Annotated in this window: 11 protein-coding genes; 6 read left to right on the top strand and 5 right to left on the bottom strand. The window is 69.7% G+C overall.

The genetic code is table 11. The features are described 5' to 3' along the window. Nucleotides 1-8: 8 nt before the first annotated feature. On the bottom strand, nucleotides 9-833 hold the full coding sequence (locus DDF67_RS17910; RefSeq protein ID WP_146198052.1) for an alpha/beta hydrolase: 825 nt from the start codon (nucleotides 831-833) through the stop codon (nucleotides 9-11). Further along, nucleotides 806-2,320, bottom strand: coding sequence for an aldehyde dehydrogenase family protein (locus DDF67_RS17905; RefSeq protein WP_109102203.1), 1,515 nt, complete (start codon nucleotides 2,318-2,320; stop codon nucleotides 806-808). Before DDF67_RS17905 ends, DDF67_RS17910 begins: the two co-directional genes overlap by 28 nt. A gap of 183 nt (nucleotides 2,321-2,503) precedes the next feature. Between DDF67_RS17905 and DDF67_RS17900 the strand changes: the two genes are divergently transcribed. Further along, nucleotides 2,504-3,577: a serine hydrolase domain-containing protein gene (locus DDF67_RS17900; RefSeq protein ID WP_158278069.1), complete on the top strand. Its 1,074-nt coding sequence runs from the start codon at nucleotides 2,504-2,506 to the stop codon at nucleotides 3,575-3,577. Between the two features lie 816 nt (nucleotides 3,578-4,393). Here DDF67_RS17900 and DDF67_RS17895 read toward each other — a convergent pair. After that, nucleotides 4,394-5,911, bottom strand: a complete 1,518-nt coding sequence (locus DDF67_RS17895; RefSeq protein WP_109102201.1) for an aldehyde dehydrogenase family protein — start codon at nucleotides 5,909-5,911, stop codon at nucleotides 4,394-4,396. Nucleotides 5,912-6,090: 179 nt separating this feature from the next. Between DDF67_RS17895 and DDF67_RS17890 the strand changes: the two genes are divergently transcribed. After that, nucleotides 6,091-7,341, top strand: a complete 1,251-nt coding sequence (locus DDF67_RS17890; protein WP_109102200.1) for an MFS transporter — start codon at nucleotides 6,091-6,093, stop codon at nucleotides 7,339-7,341. A gap of 17 nt (nucleotides 7,342-7,358) precedes the next feature. Here the strand turns inward: DDF67_RS17890 and DDF67_RS17885 are convergent, their stop codons facing one another. Next, on the bottom strand, nucleotides 7,359-8,153 hold the full coding sequence (locus DDF67_RS17885) for an IclR family transcriptional regulator domain-containing protein (RefSeq protein ID WP_109102199.1): 795 nt from the start codon (nucleotides 8,151-8,153) through the stop codon (nucleotides 7,359-7,361). A 229-nt stretch (nucleotides 8,154-8,382) separates the two neighbouring features. Here DDF67_RS17885 and DDF67_RS17880 point away from each other — a divergent pair, with 229 nt between their 5' ends. Continuing rightward, nucleotides 8,383-9,516 (top strand): serine hydrolase domain-containing protein, encoded by a 1,134-nt coding sequence (locus tag DDF67_RS17880; protein ID WP_109102198.1) that lies wholly within the window; start codon nucleotides 8,383-8,385, stop codon nucleotides 9,514-9,516. Here DDF67_RS17880 and DDF67_RS25585 read toward each other — a convergent pair. Beyond that, nucleotides 9,513-9,665 carry a hypothetical protein gene (locus DDF67_RS25585; protein WP_154112613.1) on the bottom strand — a complete coding sequence of 51 codons (153 nt, stop codon included), beginning with the start codon at nucleotides 9,663-9,665 and terminating at the stop codon, nucleotides 9,513-9,515. The two genes, DDF67_RS17880 and DDF67_RS25585, sit on opposite strands and share 4 nt — an antisense overlap. A gap of 138 nt (nucleotides 9,666-9,803) precedes the next feature. Between DDF67_RS25585 and arsC the strand changes: the two genes are divergently transcribed. The 3 genes from arsC (at nucleotide 9,804) to DDF67_RS17865 (ending at nucleotide 13,859) form a co-directional block, all read left to right on the top strand. Continuing rightward, nucleotides 9,804-10,187, top strand: a complete 384-nt coding sequence (gene arsC, locus DDF67_RS17875; protein ID WP_109102197.1) for an arsenate reductase (glutaredoxin) — start codon at nucleotides 9,804-9,806, stop codon at nucleotides 10,185-10,187. Between the two features lie 178 nt (nucleotides 10,188-10,365). Further along, complete coding sequence (locus DDF67_RS17870) at nucleotides 10,366-11,406, top strand: substrate-binding domain-containing protein (protein WP_109102245.1); 1,041 nt, start codon at nucleotides 10,366-10,368, stop codon at nucleotides 11,404-11,406. Between the two features lie 320 nt (nucleotides 11,407-11,726). Then, complete coding sequence (locus DDF67_RS17865; protein WP_109102244.1) at nucleotides 11,727-13,859, top strand: DEAD/DEAH box helicase; 2,133 nt, start codon at nucleotides 11,727-11,729, stop codon at nucleotides 13,857-13,859. Nucleotides 13,860-13,909: the final 50 nt, after the last annotated feature.

Here is a 13,909-nt window from a genome sequence, read left to right as displayed (position 1 = left end):
CAGAACGGTCAGCGGGTGGTGAAGCTGCAATCGCTCGACCGGGCGGCGATGCGGGCGGCCGCCGAAGCGTCGCCGGCGGCATGGGCCAGCACAAGGTCCGCCGAGGCCGCAAGCGCCTGCGCGAAGCCCTCGGCCTGCGCCGGGCCCGGCAGCTCCGGCCGGCAGATCAGCCCGCCGAAATAGTGATCGACGCCCGGCAGCACCAGCGCGTGCCTGCCGCCCGGCGCCGGGGCCTCATAGGCGATCAGGCGCATGCGCCAGTCGTCGACGAAGCCTGGCAGCACGTCGGCGTCGCCGGTCTGCACCAGCAGCGGCGCGGCGGTGCTCGCAAAGCCCTCCGGCCCGATCAGCGGCGGCGTGGCCGGCGGCGGCGACAGGGCGATCACGGCTTTCACGCGCGCATCCAGCGTCGGCGCGCCGGGCGGGGCCAGCACGCCCGCGCCCCCGGCCGCCAGCGCCAGCAGCGCGCCAAACGAGTGACCGGCGGCGGCGAGCCCCCAATCATCTCGGCAAAGCGCCCCCTGCCCGGCCAGCCAGTCCAGCGTCGCGGCCTGGTCCTCCAGCCGCGTGCGCCAGACCGCGCCCTGGTCATAGGCCGAACGCTCGGGGTGGTCGGTGCTGTCCACGTGCAGCGGCGCGGCCGCCAGCAGGCCGGCCGCCGCCCAACCTTCCAGCAGGGCCGAATACTTGTCGGGCGCGGAGAAGGCGCCGTGCGAAAAGGCGATGGCGGCCTTGGGCTGACCAGCGGGCCTCGCCACCGTCAGCAGGACCCGCCGGTCGGCGATGGCGATCTCGACGGTTTCCATCAGACGACCGCGCAGACCGTCTTCCATTCCAGGTAGCCGTCGAGGGCGACCTGGCCGCTGTCGCGCCCCCAGCCCGAGGCCTTCACCCCGCCGATCGGCAGGGCGTTGTCGTACATCGAGTGGCAGTTGATCCACACTGTGCCGGCCTTGATGCGGCGCGACAGGCGGTGGGCGTGCGACAGGCTCTCGGTCCAGAGGCTGGCGGCCAGGCCGAACTCGCTGTCGTTGGCGGCGGCCACCACCTCGTCGATCTCGTCATAGGCCTGCACGACCACCACGGGACCGAACACCTCCTCGCGGACGATAGCCATGTCGGCGGTCACCCGCGCCACCACGGCGGGGGTTACGAAGGTCCCCTCGTCGCCGCCTTGGACGCCGCCGGTCAGCACCTCGGCCCCGGCCGCCGCTGCGCCAGCCACGAAGCCGGCCACGCGGTCGGCCTGCTTGCGCGAGACCAGCGGCCCCATGTGGGTGGCCGGATCCAGGCCATGACCCAGCTGCAGTCCCCTGGCCTGGGCCGCCACCCCCTCGACCACCCGGTCATAGATCGAACGATGGGCGTAGAGCCGCGAGCCGGCCACGCACACCTGGCCGGCGTTGAAGAAGATGGCGTTGGCCGCGCCGGGGATGGCCAGATCCAGGTCGGCGTCCGGCAGGATCACCACCGGCGACTTGCCGCCCAGCTCCAGGCTGACCTTCTTGAGGTTGCCCTTGGCCGCGTCGAGGATCGCCCGGCCCGTCGGGGTCGAGCCGGTGAAGGCCACCTTGTCGACGTCCGGATGCGCGGCCAGGGCCGCGCCGGCCTCGCCGCCCAGGCCCGTGACCAGGTTCAGCACGCCTGCCGGGAAACCGGCCTGCTGCACCAGCTGGGCCAGGCGCACGGCGGTCAGCGAGGTGTCTTCGGCGGGCTTCAGCACCACGGTGCAGCCGGCGGCCAGGGCCGGCGCCAGCTTCATGGCGGTCAGCACCAGCGGCGAGTTCCACGGCACGATGGCTGCGACCACGCCCACCGGCTCGCGCAGGGTCCAGCTGGCCACCTGCTTGCCGGCCGGCTGGTAGTTGATCGAGCTGTCGATCGTGCGGCCTTCGATGGCCGTGGCCAGGCCGGCATAGTAACGGAACTGGTTCACCGCGCCGGGGATCTCGGCCCAACGGCCGACGTAGAGCGGCTTGCCCTGGTCGAGGGTCTCCAGCTCGGCCAGTTCGTCGATATTGGCCTCGATCAGGTCGGCCAAGGCCCACAGCAGGCGCGAACGCTGCATCGGCGTCAGGCTGGGCCACTCGCCGCCCTCGAAGGCCTTGCGGGCGGCGGCCACGGCCGCGTCGACATCGGCCGCTCCGCCCTTGGCGACGTCGGCGAGCACCACGCCGGTGGCCGGATCCTTGGTCTCGAAGGTCTCGCCGCCGGCCGCATCGACCCAGGCGCCGTCGATCAGGAGCTGCTTGCGACGCTGGGCGAGGAAGGCTTTGGCCCCCTCCGTCTGAGGTTCGACCGAACGGACGACGAAGGTCATGGCGCACTCCCCGGGACGCTGGAATTCCAGCCTCGACGCTAGTCCTCGCATCCTCGATTCACAGGGGTCGCGGACGGGCTATCCGCTGTGCGGGCGCCTTTGCGCGCAAGCGTTTGCGAACCGCGCTAGAGCCTAGGTTCACAGCTCGTAACGGATGTTTTTCAGGGGCTTGGGATGACGACGATGAACGGACGAGGCGTGGACGAGATCCATGGCTACGCCCCCCTGCGCCCGGTGGCCGGCGCGGCCGTGCCCGACGCCTCGCCGGTCGTGCCGGGCGGGATCTCGCAAGCCGCCCTCGACGCCGCCCAGGCCTATTCCGACGCCCATGACGGCCTGGCCCTGCTGGTCTTCGCCGGCGGCGCCCTGCGGCACGAGGCCTATGCGCCGCATCTGTCGGCCGACAGCCTGTTCGAGACCTTCTCGATGCACAAGTCGGCGCTGGGCCTGCTCTACGGCGCGGCGATCCGCGACGGCGCCATCGCCTCGATCGACGATCCGGTCGGCCTCTATATCGCTGAGTGGCGCGACGACGCCCGCGGCGCGATCCCGCTGCGCCACCTGCTGGGCATGAGCTCGGGCCTGACGGTGCACAGCCTCGACAAGGGCGACCCCGTCGCCCTGGCCCTGATGCTGGGCGACAGGATCAGCGAGACGGCCCTGTCGGTGCAGGCGCAGCGGCCCTCGGGCGAGATCTTCGACTACTACAACGTCGCCGCCCAGATCGCCGGCCTGGCCCTGTCGCGCGCCGTCGCCGCCAAGGGCCTGGGCGATGCGGCGACCTACCTGTCCAAGGCGCTGTGGAGCCCGATGGGCGGCGCCGACGCCCGTCTGTGGGTCGAGCGCGAGGACGGCGAGCCGCGCTTCTTCGCCGGCCTCCAGGCCCGGGCCCGCGACTGGCTGCAGATGGGCCGGCTGGTCGCGGGCGGCGGCGCGATCGACGGGCGCCAGGTGCTGCCGGCCGACTGGATATCGACGATCACCGCGGCGAACCCGCTCAATCCCGCCTACGGCCTGCTGGTCTGGCGCGCGGCCCCGGTCGAAGACGGCAAACGCCCCTACGGCCCCTCCACCGCCTACGCCGCCCCGCACAGCGCGCCGTTCCTGGCCGACGACCTCGTCTATTTCGACGGCTTCGGCGGCCAGCGCGTCTATGTCTCGCCCTCGCGCGACCTGGTCATCGTCCGCATCGGCCGCCCGCGCCTGGATTTCGACGATGCGGTGTTGCCGAACTTGATCGTCAAAGGGATGATCTAGCCCCCAAAAACCTCCCCCCGTGGGGGAGGCGGCCGAAGGCCGGTGGGGGGACGTTATCAGCTTGCTGTCGGCTGGCCGATTGCCCCCACCGATCGCTCCGCGATCGCCTCCCCCACAGGGGGAGGTTCCTGGTTATGGGGATAGAGCAGCGTGGATCCCCGGCGTTCGGCGGATGAACCCCAACGATCTCAACCCCTTGCAACTTTCTCAGCCGCCTGGATCAGACGCGCTGAATCCCGCTGCATAATCAAAGCTGTCCCGTCACAGGGAGAGGGCGCAAGGATCCGGCCCGAAGCGTGCGACGTGGATGCGATCGAGCGGGGCTGAGGGAGCGGCGTGAGCCGGGCCTGAAGGCTTAAATGAGGATGGGGGACGTAAACCCATCCATCGGGAGGCTGCCGTTCATGGCCTTCCGCCCGTCCAAGGGTTCGCGCCGCCATGCACGCCTGGCCGCCAAGAAACGGGGCGCACTGCATGGGGAAGGGGCACAGGGCGGAAGAGGCCCGCGCGCCCCGGCCTGAGGCGTAACGATCGCGCGGGGCGTCTATGCTTCGTCGAAACGGTACTTAGAACTCACACATCCGGGCGAGGCCCGGACGCCCCGCGCCCTCTCCACAAGCTCAGCGGCAAGCCGCGTGAGGCCGAAGTCGCGTGTCCAAGATCCTCCCCCCGAAGGGGGAGGTGGCCCGGAGGGCCGGAGGGGGAAGTGACTGATGAGGTCAGTGCTCCCTCCACCACAGAAGCCCCTTCCCCCTCAGTCGCTCCGCGACAGCTCCCCCTTCAGGGGGAGCATCTGGGGCGACAGGCCGTCGCCCTCTACCCCACCCCCAGGTTCACGCTCACGGCCTTGGTCTTCAGGTACGCGTCCACGCCCTCGCGGCCGAACTCGCGGCCCCAGCCCGACTGGCGGTTGCCGCCGAACGGGGTCTCCGGGCTCAGGGCGGCGTGGATGTTCACCCCCACCTGGCCGCTGTCGATGGCGCGGGCCATCCGGTGGGCGCGCGACAGGTCCCTGGTCCAGACCGAGCCCGACAGGCCATAGGTCGTGGCGTTGATCGCAGCCAGGAGCGCCTCGTCATCGTCGCCGAAGCTCTGTACGCCCAGCACCGGCCCGAACACCTCCTCGCGAGCCAGGCGCATGCCCGGCGTCACGTCGGCATAGATGGTCGGCGCCACATAGTGCCCTGGCCCCGAAGGAACCTCGCCGGAATAGGCCAGGCGCGCGCCCTCGGCGGCGGCGGCCTCCACATGCTCCAGCACCCTGCCCTTCTGGCGGCCCGAAACCAGCGGGCCGATCATCGTGGTCGGGTCCAGGCCCGGCCCGACCTTCAGATAGGCGGCCGTCTGGGCCAGGCCTTCCAGCACCGGCTCCAGCACCTTCTCGTGCACGAACAGGCGCGTGCCCGCCATGCAGTTCTGGCCTGACAGGAAGAAGCAGGCCATCGCCGCCGACGGGATGGCGTCGGCCAGGTCCGCGTCGGGGAAGATCACGAACGGCGACTTGCCGCCCAGCTCCAGCGACACGCGCTTGAGGTCATGGCTGACCGCGCGGACGATCTCCTTGCCCACCGCCGTCGAGCCCGTGAAGGTGATCTTGTCGACGCCCGGATGCGAGACCAGCGCCGCGCCGATCTCGTGGCCGAGGCCATGGATCAGGTTGAACACGCCGGGCGGGCCGCCGGCCTCCAGCCACAGGCGGGCCACCAGGATCGAGGTCAGCGGCGTCAGCTCGGCGCTCTTCAAAACCAGCGTGCAGCCCGCCGCCAGGGCCGGCGCCAGCTTCAGGATGATCATCGACACCGGCACGTTCCACGGCACGATCGCCCCGACCACGCCCACCGGCTCGCGCACCGTGTAGACCAGAAGATCCAGCGCCTCGCGGCCGTTGGCCCTCGCTGGAATGGTCGAGCCCTCCAGCTTGGTGGCCAGGCCCGCGTAATAGCGCACATAGTCGGCGCAGAAGCCCTTGATGGTCGCGCCCGACAGCGCGACCGGCATGCCGTTCTCCAGCGTCTCGATCTGCGCCAGCGTCTCCGCATCGCGTTCCAGCAGGTCGGCGAAGCGCAGCATGATCCGCGCCCGGTCGGCGCCGGAGGTGCGGCTCCAACCCTTGAAGGCCTTGCGGGCCGCGGCCACGGCCTGGTCGAGATCCTCGGGCGAACTGGCCCGCACCTTGGCGATCACCTGCTCGGTGGCCGGATCCTCGACCTCGATCAGGGTCTGCCCGCGTCCTTCGACGAAGGCCTCGCCGATCAGCTGGCCATGGGCCTCGCCCAGGAAGCCCAGGACCTCCTTCGAGGGGCCGAAGATCGCTGCGTCGCTGGCGTCCGCCATGGGAAACTCCGTCGGAATGAACTGGAAGCTGTTGTGAAGCGGGGGCGGCCCGGCCGCCGCCTTGCCGCGCGCCCTCCCCGCCTGTCGATCAGCCCGCGCGAAACGATGGCGCGCCGCGCGCGGGCCGTCGGATGCTCGACTGGGGACATTGGGGCCAGGCGGCCCGGGGGATGTGACGCGTGAGCGAGGTTCGGGACGAGTTCCGCAGGGGCTGGCGCGTGGTGCTGGCGGCAGGCGTTGGGGTCGGCTGCGGCATCAGCCTGCAGCAGTATGTCGGCTCGCTGTTCGTGAAGGCCCTGCAGGCCGATCTGGGCTGGACGCGCGGCCAGATCGCCCAGGCCCAGGGCGCGGCCCTGGCGGCCCTGTTCGTGGCTCCCGTGCTGGGCTGGCTGATCGACAAGGTCGGGGTGCGGCCCGTGGCGATGGTCTCCATCGGCCTGCTGGCGGCGGTCTACGCGATGCTGGCGGCCATGCCTCCGTCGCTGGGCGCCTTCTACGGCCTCTTCGCCCTGCTGGTCATCCTGGGCAGCGGCACCGGGCCGATCGGCTACACCCGGGCGGTCAACACCTGGTTCGAGAAGGGCCGCGGCCTTTCGCTGGGGCTTACGCTGACCGGCGTGTCGCTGGTCGCGGCGCTGTCGGCGCCGCTGCTGAACTTCGTCATCACCCATCATGGCTGGCGTGGCGGCTATGCGGCGCTGGCGGCGCTGTCGATCTTCGTCGCCCTGCCCACCGTCTTGGTGGCCCTGTGGGAGCGCCCGCGCTGGCTGGCCAAGCGCGGCGCGGCCGCGGGCGAGATCGCCGCCGCCCGACAGGTCGCCCAGGTCGGCCTGACCGCCGGCCAGGCGCTGAAGACCGGCCGCTTCTGGATCCTGGCCCTGGCGATCCTGCTGGCGACGGCGGGCCTGACGGGCGTGATCAGCCAGCTTCAGCCGATCCTCACCGACCAGGGCCTCGACGCCCGGGCCGCCGGCTGGCTGGTGGCGCTGCTGGCCGTTTCGGTCGCCCTGGGCCGGATCGTCGTCGGCTGGGCGGTCGACCGCTTCTGGGCCCCGATCCCGGCCGCCATCGCCCTCGTCCTGCCGGCGCTGGGCGTGGGCCTGCTGGCGACCGGCCACGGCCAGTGGCCGCTGGCGGTGCTGGCCGTGCTGCTGATCGGCGCGGCGCAGGGCGGCGAGGTCGACGTCGCCGCCTTCTTCGTCGCCCGCTATTTCGGCATGCGTTCCTACGGCGCCGTCTACGCCCTGATCGGGGTGGCGATCTCGCTGGGCGTTCCGATCGGCGCCATCGGCTTCGGAGCGCTCTACGACCATGACGGCGGCTATGGCCGCGCCCTGGCGATCGCGGCCGCCGGCTTTGTGGCCAGCGGCACGCTGATCCTCCTCATGGGACGCTATCCGCAATGGGACACACCCAAAGAAACGACCTGAAGCGCCATCCCGCGCCGCTAGGCGGCGCGGGACAGGGGCTCGGACAGGTCGCGACTGATGGCCGCCGCGGCGATCTTCAGCTTGTCGCCGTACTGCTTGAGCGCGTCGGGCATCTTCATCGACGACGAGAAGAACACCAGCACCAGCGCCCCGCAGACGCCCTCGCTGTTGAAGATCGGCGCGCCGATCGACGAGGTCTTGCCCGGGGTGGCGGTGTAGGGGTTGCGCCCCTTGGTGGCCACGCCCGCCTCGATGATGTCGGAGAACATCCCGCCGGACTCGGCATACTGCAGGGTCAGCGGATCCACCTGGCCCTCGCCGCGGCGATAGGCCTCCAGCACGGCCGCCTGCTCGTCGGGACTGGCGAAGGCGAGATACGCCTTGCCCGCTGCGCTCTCCAGGATCGGCAGGGTGTAGCCGGGATAGTAGTTGTTCAGCGTCAGCGACGTCATGGTGTGCGTCGAGTCGCGGATCATCATCTGCTGGCCGACCCGCGTGGCGATCGAGACCGGCCAGGTCACCTTGGCGGTCAGGTCGACGATGTGCGGACGGGCGCAGGCCACCAGGCGATCGCTCTCCTGGAACCCGTGCGACAGCGACTGCACCAGCATCGTCGGGCGATAGCGCTTCCGCGCCGGCTCGCGCTCGATCAGCTTCTCGTGCAGCAGGGTCTGAACGATGCGGCAGGCCGTCGGATAGGGAACGCCCGAGGTTTGGGCGATCTCCATCATCGACAGCGAACCACGCCGGTTGATCGCCTGCAGCACCGAGATGCAGCGGCTGATGGCCCTGATCGGCACACCTTTTTCCATCGAAACGCCTCCTCCAGATTCACGCGAACTCCAGACCGTGGCGGCGGGGGTCTGGCGGAAACCACGTCCCGACTATCCGTTTGCCGGATAGCGCAACGAAGCCCCGCAACGGTCGGAGTCGTCTTTTGTGCGTCGCCTGCTCTTTCGCAGGGCGGATATTTGACCACGCGGTCAACGAAGTGGCAATTCGTGGATTTACGGTCAGGCTCACATAACGTCGGAGCCCGAGATGAGCGCTGAAACTTCCGTAACGTCAGCCGACGAGGCCTTGTATCTTCAGCGCTTTCAGGCCGCCGCCAATGCGCCGCAGGAGACCTATGACACGCTCGAGCCCGTGCCTGGGGCGGCCGGCCGCACGCTGATTCCCGCCGCTTCGCCGGCCACGATCGACGCCGCCGCCCTCGACTCGGCTCAGGCCTATGCCGAGCAAAGCAAAGCAAAGGCCTTCATGGTTTGGCGCGACGGCGTGCTGGAACGCGAGACCTACTTCGCCGGCGCCAGCCGCCCGACCCTGCTGGCGTCAAAGTCGCTGGCCAAGCCGCTGACCGCCGTCGCCATCGGCAGGGCCCTTGAGCTGGGCGTCATCAAGTCGCTGGACCAGTCGCTCGCCGACTTCATCACCGAGTGGAGGGGCACGCCCAAGGCCGAGATCCTGGTCCGCCACACTCTGGACATGCGCACCGGCTTCCTGCCGCAGGGCTTCAGCACCGATCCGGCCGACGTGCTGAACCGGGCCTACCTGCACCCGCGTCACGACGACATCCTGATCAACGACTACCCGCTCGTGAACACCCCGGGCAGTCGCTACGACTACGCCAACGCCACCTCCGAGCTGGTGGCCCTGGTCATCGAGCGCGCCACCGGTCGCCGCTACGCCGAGTTCATCTCCGAAGAAGTGCTAAAGCCCATCGACGCGCCCGGAGGCCAGATCTGGGTCGACCGTCCGGGCGGTCTGGCCCACTCGGGCTGCTGTATCCTGCTGCCGGCCGAGAGCTGGCTGCGCCTGGCCATCCTGCTGATCGACGATGGGGTCCATGCCGGCAAGCGGCTGTTGCCCGCGGGCTATGTCGGAGAGATGCGCACCCCGACGAAGCAGAACCCTCACTACGGACTGGGCGTCTATATCGGCGCGCCCTACGTGGAGCGTCGCGGCTGGGCGGCGCCCGACACGCCCTGGCCCAAGATTCTGCACAGCGAGCCCTACGCCGCCGACGACCTCTATCTCTTCTGCGGAAACTCCAACCAGGTAGTCTACATCGTGCCGTCCAAGCGACTGATCGTGCTGCGCGTCGGCGACAATCCGCCCAAGACGCCCGAATGGGACAACAGCGTGCTGCCCAACCTGATCCTGAAAGGACTTTAGGACCTGCGGCTGGAGGCCACCCGGGCGATGAGCTTTCGCACTTCGCCCTCCTCCACGCCATCGCGGCGCATCAGCAGGCGGACGATGGGCTCGGAGAGCAGTTCGTCGAGCGTGGGCGGCGGGTCGTCCAGACCCCGGTCGTCGCGCATGGGGCGCTCCTCTTCGGGCGGGGCGTCCCAGTCGCATTGATGCGAGTGAATCGCAACTACTATTCTGAAGCGACGAGGGCGACTTGGCCGGTCCGCTCGTCGCCTGCTATCAGCCTCGCATCGTCTCCAGAGGCCGCCATGACCGACTTTCCGATCACCATCTTCCACAATCCCAAGTGCGGCACCTCGCGCAACACCCTGGCGATCATCGAAGCCGCCGGCTACGCGCCCACCGTGGTCGAGTACCTGAAGGCGGGCTGGACACTGAACCAGCTAAGGGATCTGGCCGCCCGAACCGGCCTCGGCGCCCGCGGCCTGTTGCGCGTCAAGGGCACCCCGGCCGAGGAACTGGGCCTGACCGACCCGGCCGCCGCAGATGATGTGATCCTTGCGGCGATGATCGAACACCCGATCCTGGTCGAGCGCCCGATCGTCGTCACGCCCAAGGGAGCGGTGCTGGCGCGCCCGAAGGAAAAGGTGCTGGAGGTCCTGGACCGGCGCCCGCCGGCGGGTGCATCCTGATCCGTGGTCGGACGTTTAGCCGTCACCTGTCGCAAATCTGTCGCCGAACTGTGACAAATAGCCGACCTCGCCGCCGCTAATCTGCGGTCGACGAGGTCGGAGACCGTTCCCTCTTAAGGGTCCGCCCGACACGTCCAAGATTCCAAATGGCCCCAAGCCGACCATCAGGATGTCGTCCATGAAAGCCTTCCTCGGAGCCGCCGCCGCGCTTGGCCTGCTGGCCCTGGCTCCCAGCGCTCACGCCGCCCGTGACTATGTCTGGGCCGCCGGCTCCTCGACCGTCTTCCCGTTCAGCACCCGCGTCGCCGAGAACTTCGCCAAGAAGACCGGCAAGAAGTCGCCCAAGGTCGAGAGCCTCGGCACCGGCGGCGGCATCAAGATGTTCTGCGGCGGCATGGGCGAAGGCTTCCCCGATATCGCCAACGCCTCGCGTCCGATGAAGAAGTCCGAGTTCGAGGCCTGCAAGGCCAAGGGCGTCAAGGACATCATCGAGATCAAGATCGGCTTCGACGGCATCGTCATCGCGATGGACAAGAAGTCGCCCGACTACAACTTCAAGCTCGAACACCTGTATCTCGGCCTCGCCCAGAACGCCCTGCGCGGCGGTCAGTTCGTGAACAACCCGTACAAAACCTGGAAGGACGTGGGCTCGGGCCTGCCGGCCAACCGCATCCTCGTCTACGGCCCGCCGCCCACCTCGGGCACCCGCGACGCCTGGGTCGAGCTGGCCATCGAAGGCGGCGCCAAGAAGTTCCCGACCATCAAGAAGCTGCACGACGCCGACGAGAAGGGCTTCAAGGCCAAGGTCGACCCGATGCGCAAGGATGGCGCCTGGATCGACGCGGGCGAGAACGACAACGCCATCGTCGGCACCCTGACCAAGACGCCCGGCGCGCTGGGCGTGTTCGGCTTCTCGTTCCTCGAAGAGAACGCCAACGTCATCAAGGGCGCGGCCGTCAACGGCGTGAAACCCACCCCGCAGACCATCGCCAACGGCAGCTACCCCGTCTCGCGCTCGCTCTTCATCTACGTGAAGAAGGGCCAGGTCGGCGTGACGCCAGGCCTGAAGGAATTCCTGAACGAGTTCGTCTCCGACGCCGCCACCGGCCGCGGCGGCTATCTGCAGGGCCGCGGCCTGATCCCGCTGCCGCCCACGCAGCACGACGCCGCCAAGGCCACGGCCAGCAAGCTGACCCTGATGGCTCCGCCGAAAGCCTGATCGCCTCGGTCGCCACCTTGAAAGACGCCCCGTCCGGACCTCCGGGCGGGGCGTTTCTCATTGAGGCGCCTGCGGCCAAAGCGCCGCAGTCGGCGCTAATCGTCGGCCGCCCCTTGCCTTTCGCGTCGGTTTGGCGTCTTAACGCGCCCTTGCAAATTTCCTCGCTGGCGCAAACGGCTCGTTTTGGCGGCCGGAGAGGTTTATTTTCATGACAAGTGACCAATCAGACGGGTCCGGGACAACGGGGTCGTAATTTGGTCGTGGCGCAGGCCGCGGGCGTTTTTGTGTGCTCGCCGCCTGCAGAATCGAACTGGACCAAGATGCCCTTCCCCGCCTCCCACCCCGCTCTTGAGCGGGCGCTCGCTGCTCAGGGTTACGCCGAGCCCACCCCCGTACAGGCCGCCGTGCTGGAAGCCGGCGCCGAAGGCCGCGACCTGCTGGTCAGCGCCCAGACCGGCTCGGGCAAGACCGTGGCCTTCGGCCTGGCCGCAGCCCCGACCCTGCTGGGCGAGGCCGAGCGCCTGCCCAAGGCAGGCCTGCCGATGGCCCTGGTCATCGCCCCGACCCGCGAACTGGCCATGCAGGTCAATCGCGAACTGGAATGGCTCTACGCCCAGGCCGGCGCCACGGTCGTCAACTGCGTCGGCGGCATGGACGCCCGCCGCGAGCAGCGCGCCCTGAACTTCGGCGCCCACATCGTCGTCGGCACCCCGGGCCGCCTGCGCGACCACATCGAGCGCGGCCACCTGGATCTCTCCGAGCTGAAGGTCGCCGTCCTCGACGAGGCCGACGAGATGCTCGACATGGGCTTCCGCGAGGACCTCGAGTTCATCCTCGACGCCGCCCCGGCCGACCGGCGCACCCTGCTGTTCTCGGCGACCCTGGCGCGCGACATCATCGCCCTGGCCAAGAACTACCAGAACGACGCCCTGCGCATCGACACCATCGACCGCAACGAGCCGCACCGCGACATCGAGTACCGCGCCGTGCGCGTGGCGCCGAACGAGACCGAGCACGCGGTCGTCAACCTGCTGCGCTATTTCGAAAGCCCCGGCGCCCTGGTGTTCGCCAACACCCGCGAAAGCGTCCGCTCGCTGCACAGCAAGCTGCGCGAACGCGGCTTCGACGTCGTCGGCCTCTCCGGCGAACTGAGCCAGCGCGAACGCGCCGACGCCCTGCAGGCCCTGCGCGACGGGCACGCCCGCGTCTGCGTCGCCACCGACGTCGCCGCCCGCGGCCTAGACCTGCCGGACCTGGGCCTCGTCATCCACGCCGAACTGCCGGTCAACAAGGCCACCCTGCTGCACCGTTCGGGCCGCACCGGCCGGGCCGGCAAGAAGGGCGTCTCGGCGCTCGTCGTGCCCTATACCCGCCGCCGCAAGGCTGAGCAGTTGCTGTTCGCCGCCGGCGTCGAAGGCGTCTGGGGCGGCGCTCCGAGCGCCGACGAGATCCGCGCCAAGGACACCGAGCGCCTGCTCGACGATCCGATCTTCCTGGAAGCCACCAACGAGGAAGATCTGGCCCTGGCCGAAGCCATGCTGGCCAAGCGCACCCCGACCGAGATCGCCGCGGCCCTGATCCGCACCCGTCGCGCCAAGCTGCCGGCCCCGGAAGAAATCTATGACGATCCGCGCCACGGCGCCGATCCGGGTCCGCGCTCGCGTGAGCCGCGCGAGCCCCGCGAGTACGGCGACCGCCCGGAGCGCGAGCCGCGCGTCAGCATGGACGGCTCGGAGTGGTTCCGCATCAGCGTCGGCCGTCGCGGCAACGCCGATCCCAAGTGGCTGATCCCGCTGATCTGCCGCCAGGGCCACATCACCAAGAAAGACATCGGCTCGATCCGGATCTTCGATTACGACACCAAGTTCGAGATCTCGGCCGAGGCGGCTGTGAAGTTCGGCGCGGCGGTGCAGACCACTGTGCGCGAGGACGTCCAGATCACCCCGACCACGGCGCCGGCCCCGCGCGGCGACGGTCCGCGCGCGCCGCGTCCGCCGCGTGACTTCGACGGCGACTCGCGTCCGCCCCGTGGTCCGCGCAACTACGACGACGCACCCCGCGCTCCCCGCGCTCCGCGCCAGGGCGGCTACGACCGCGACGGCGTGAGCGGCGCCAAGCCGTACGGCCGCGGCGACGAGCCGAAGGGCGACTACAAGCCGCGCCCGCCGCGCGACTTCAAGCCGCGCGATCGCGACGAGGCCCCGCGCCCCTACTCGCCGATCGAAAGCGACGGCGCGCCTAAGCGAGCCTACAAGCCGCGCGCCGAAGGCCGCGACAACGCCGACGGTCCGCGCGAGTACAAGCCCCGCGCCCCCAAGGCGTTCGGCGACGCTCCGGCCAAGCCCTACAAGGCCAAGCCCGCCTTCGGCGACAAGCCGGCGTTCAAGGGCCCCAAGCCCTTCAAGGCCAAGGGCGAGTTCGGCGGCAAGCCGAAGCCGTTCAAGAAGAAGTAGTTTTCCGAGGGGGCGAAAGCCCCCTCTTTCGTTTGGCGACGGCGCCGCCG

The sequence above is a fragment of the Caulobacter endophyticus genome (assembly GCF_003116815.1).
GTDB lineage: Bacteria > Pseudomonadota > Alphaproteobacteria > Caulobacterales > Caulobacteraceae > Caulobacter > Caulobacter endophyticus.
Note: the sequence above shows the minus strand (reverse complement) of the source record. Positions and strands in the feature narration are given on the sequence as shown.

Coding starts and splice junctions, on each gene's coding strand:
- DDF67_RS17865 (WP_109102244.1), top strand. CDS start 11,727: ATGCCCTTCCCCGCCTCCCACCCCGCTCTTGAGCGGGCGCTCGCTGCT.
- DDF67_RS17905 (WP_109102203.1), bottom strand. CDS start 2,320: ATGACCTTCGTCGTCCGTTCGGTCGAACCTCAGACGGAGGGGGCCAAA.
- DDF67_RS17880 (WP_109102198.1), top strand. CDS start 8,383: ATGAGCGCTGAAACTTCCGTAACGTCAGCCGACGAGGCCTTGTATCTT.
- DDF67_RS17895 (WP_109102201.1), bottom strand. CDS start 5,911: ATGGCGGACGCCAGCGACGCAGCGATCTTCGGCCCCTCGAAGGAGGTC.
- DDF67_RS25585 (WP_154112613.1), bottom strand. CDS start 9,665: ATGCGCGACGACCGGGGTCTGGACGACCCGCCGCCCACGCTCGACGAA.
- DDF67_RS17910 (WP_146198052.1), bottom strand. CDS start 833: ATGGAAGACGGTCTGCGCGGTCGTCTGATGGAAACCGTCGAGATCGCC.
- DDF67_RS17885 (WP_109102199.1), bottom strand. CDS start 8,153: ATGGAAAAAGGTGTGCCGATCAGGGCCATCAGCCGCTGCATCTCGGTG.
- arsC (WP_109102197.1), top strand. CDS start 9,804: ATGACCGACTTTCCGATCACCATCTTCCACAATCCCAAGTGCGGCACC.
- DDF67_RS17870 (WP_109102245.1), top strand. CDS start 10,366: ATGAAAGCCTTCCTCGGAGCCGCCGCCGCGCTTGGCCTGCTGGCCCTG.
- DDF67_RS17900 (WP_158278069.1), top strand. CDS start 2,504: ATGAACGGACGAGGCGTGGACGAGATCCATGGCTACGCCCCCCTGCGC.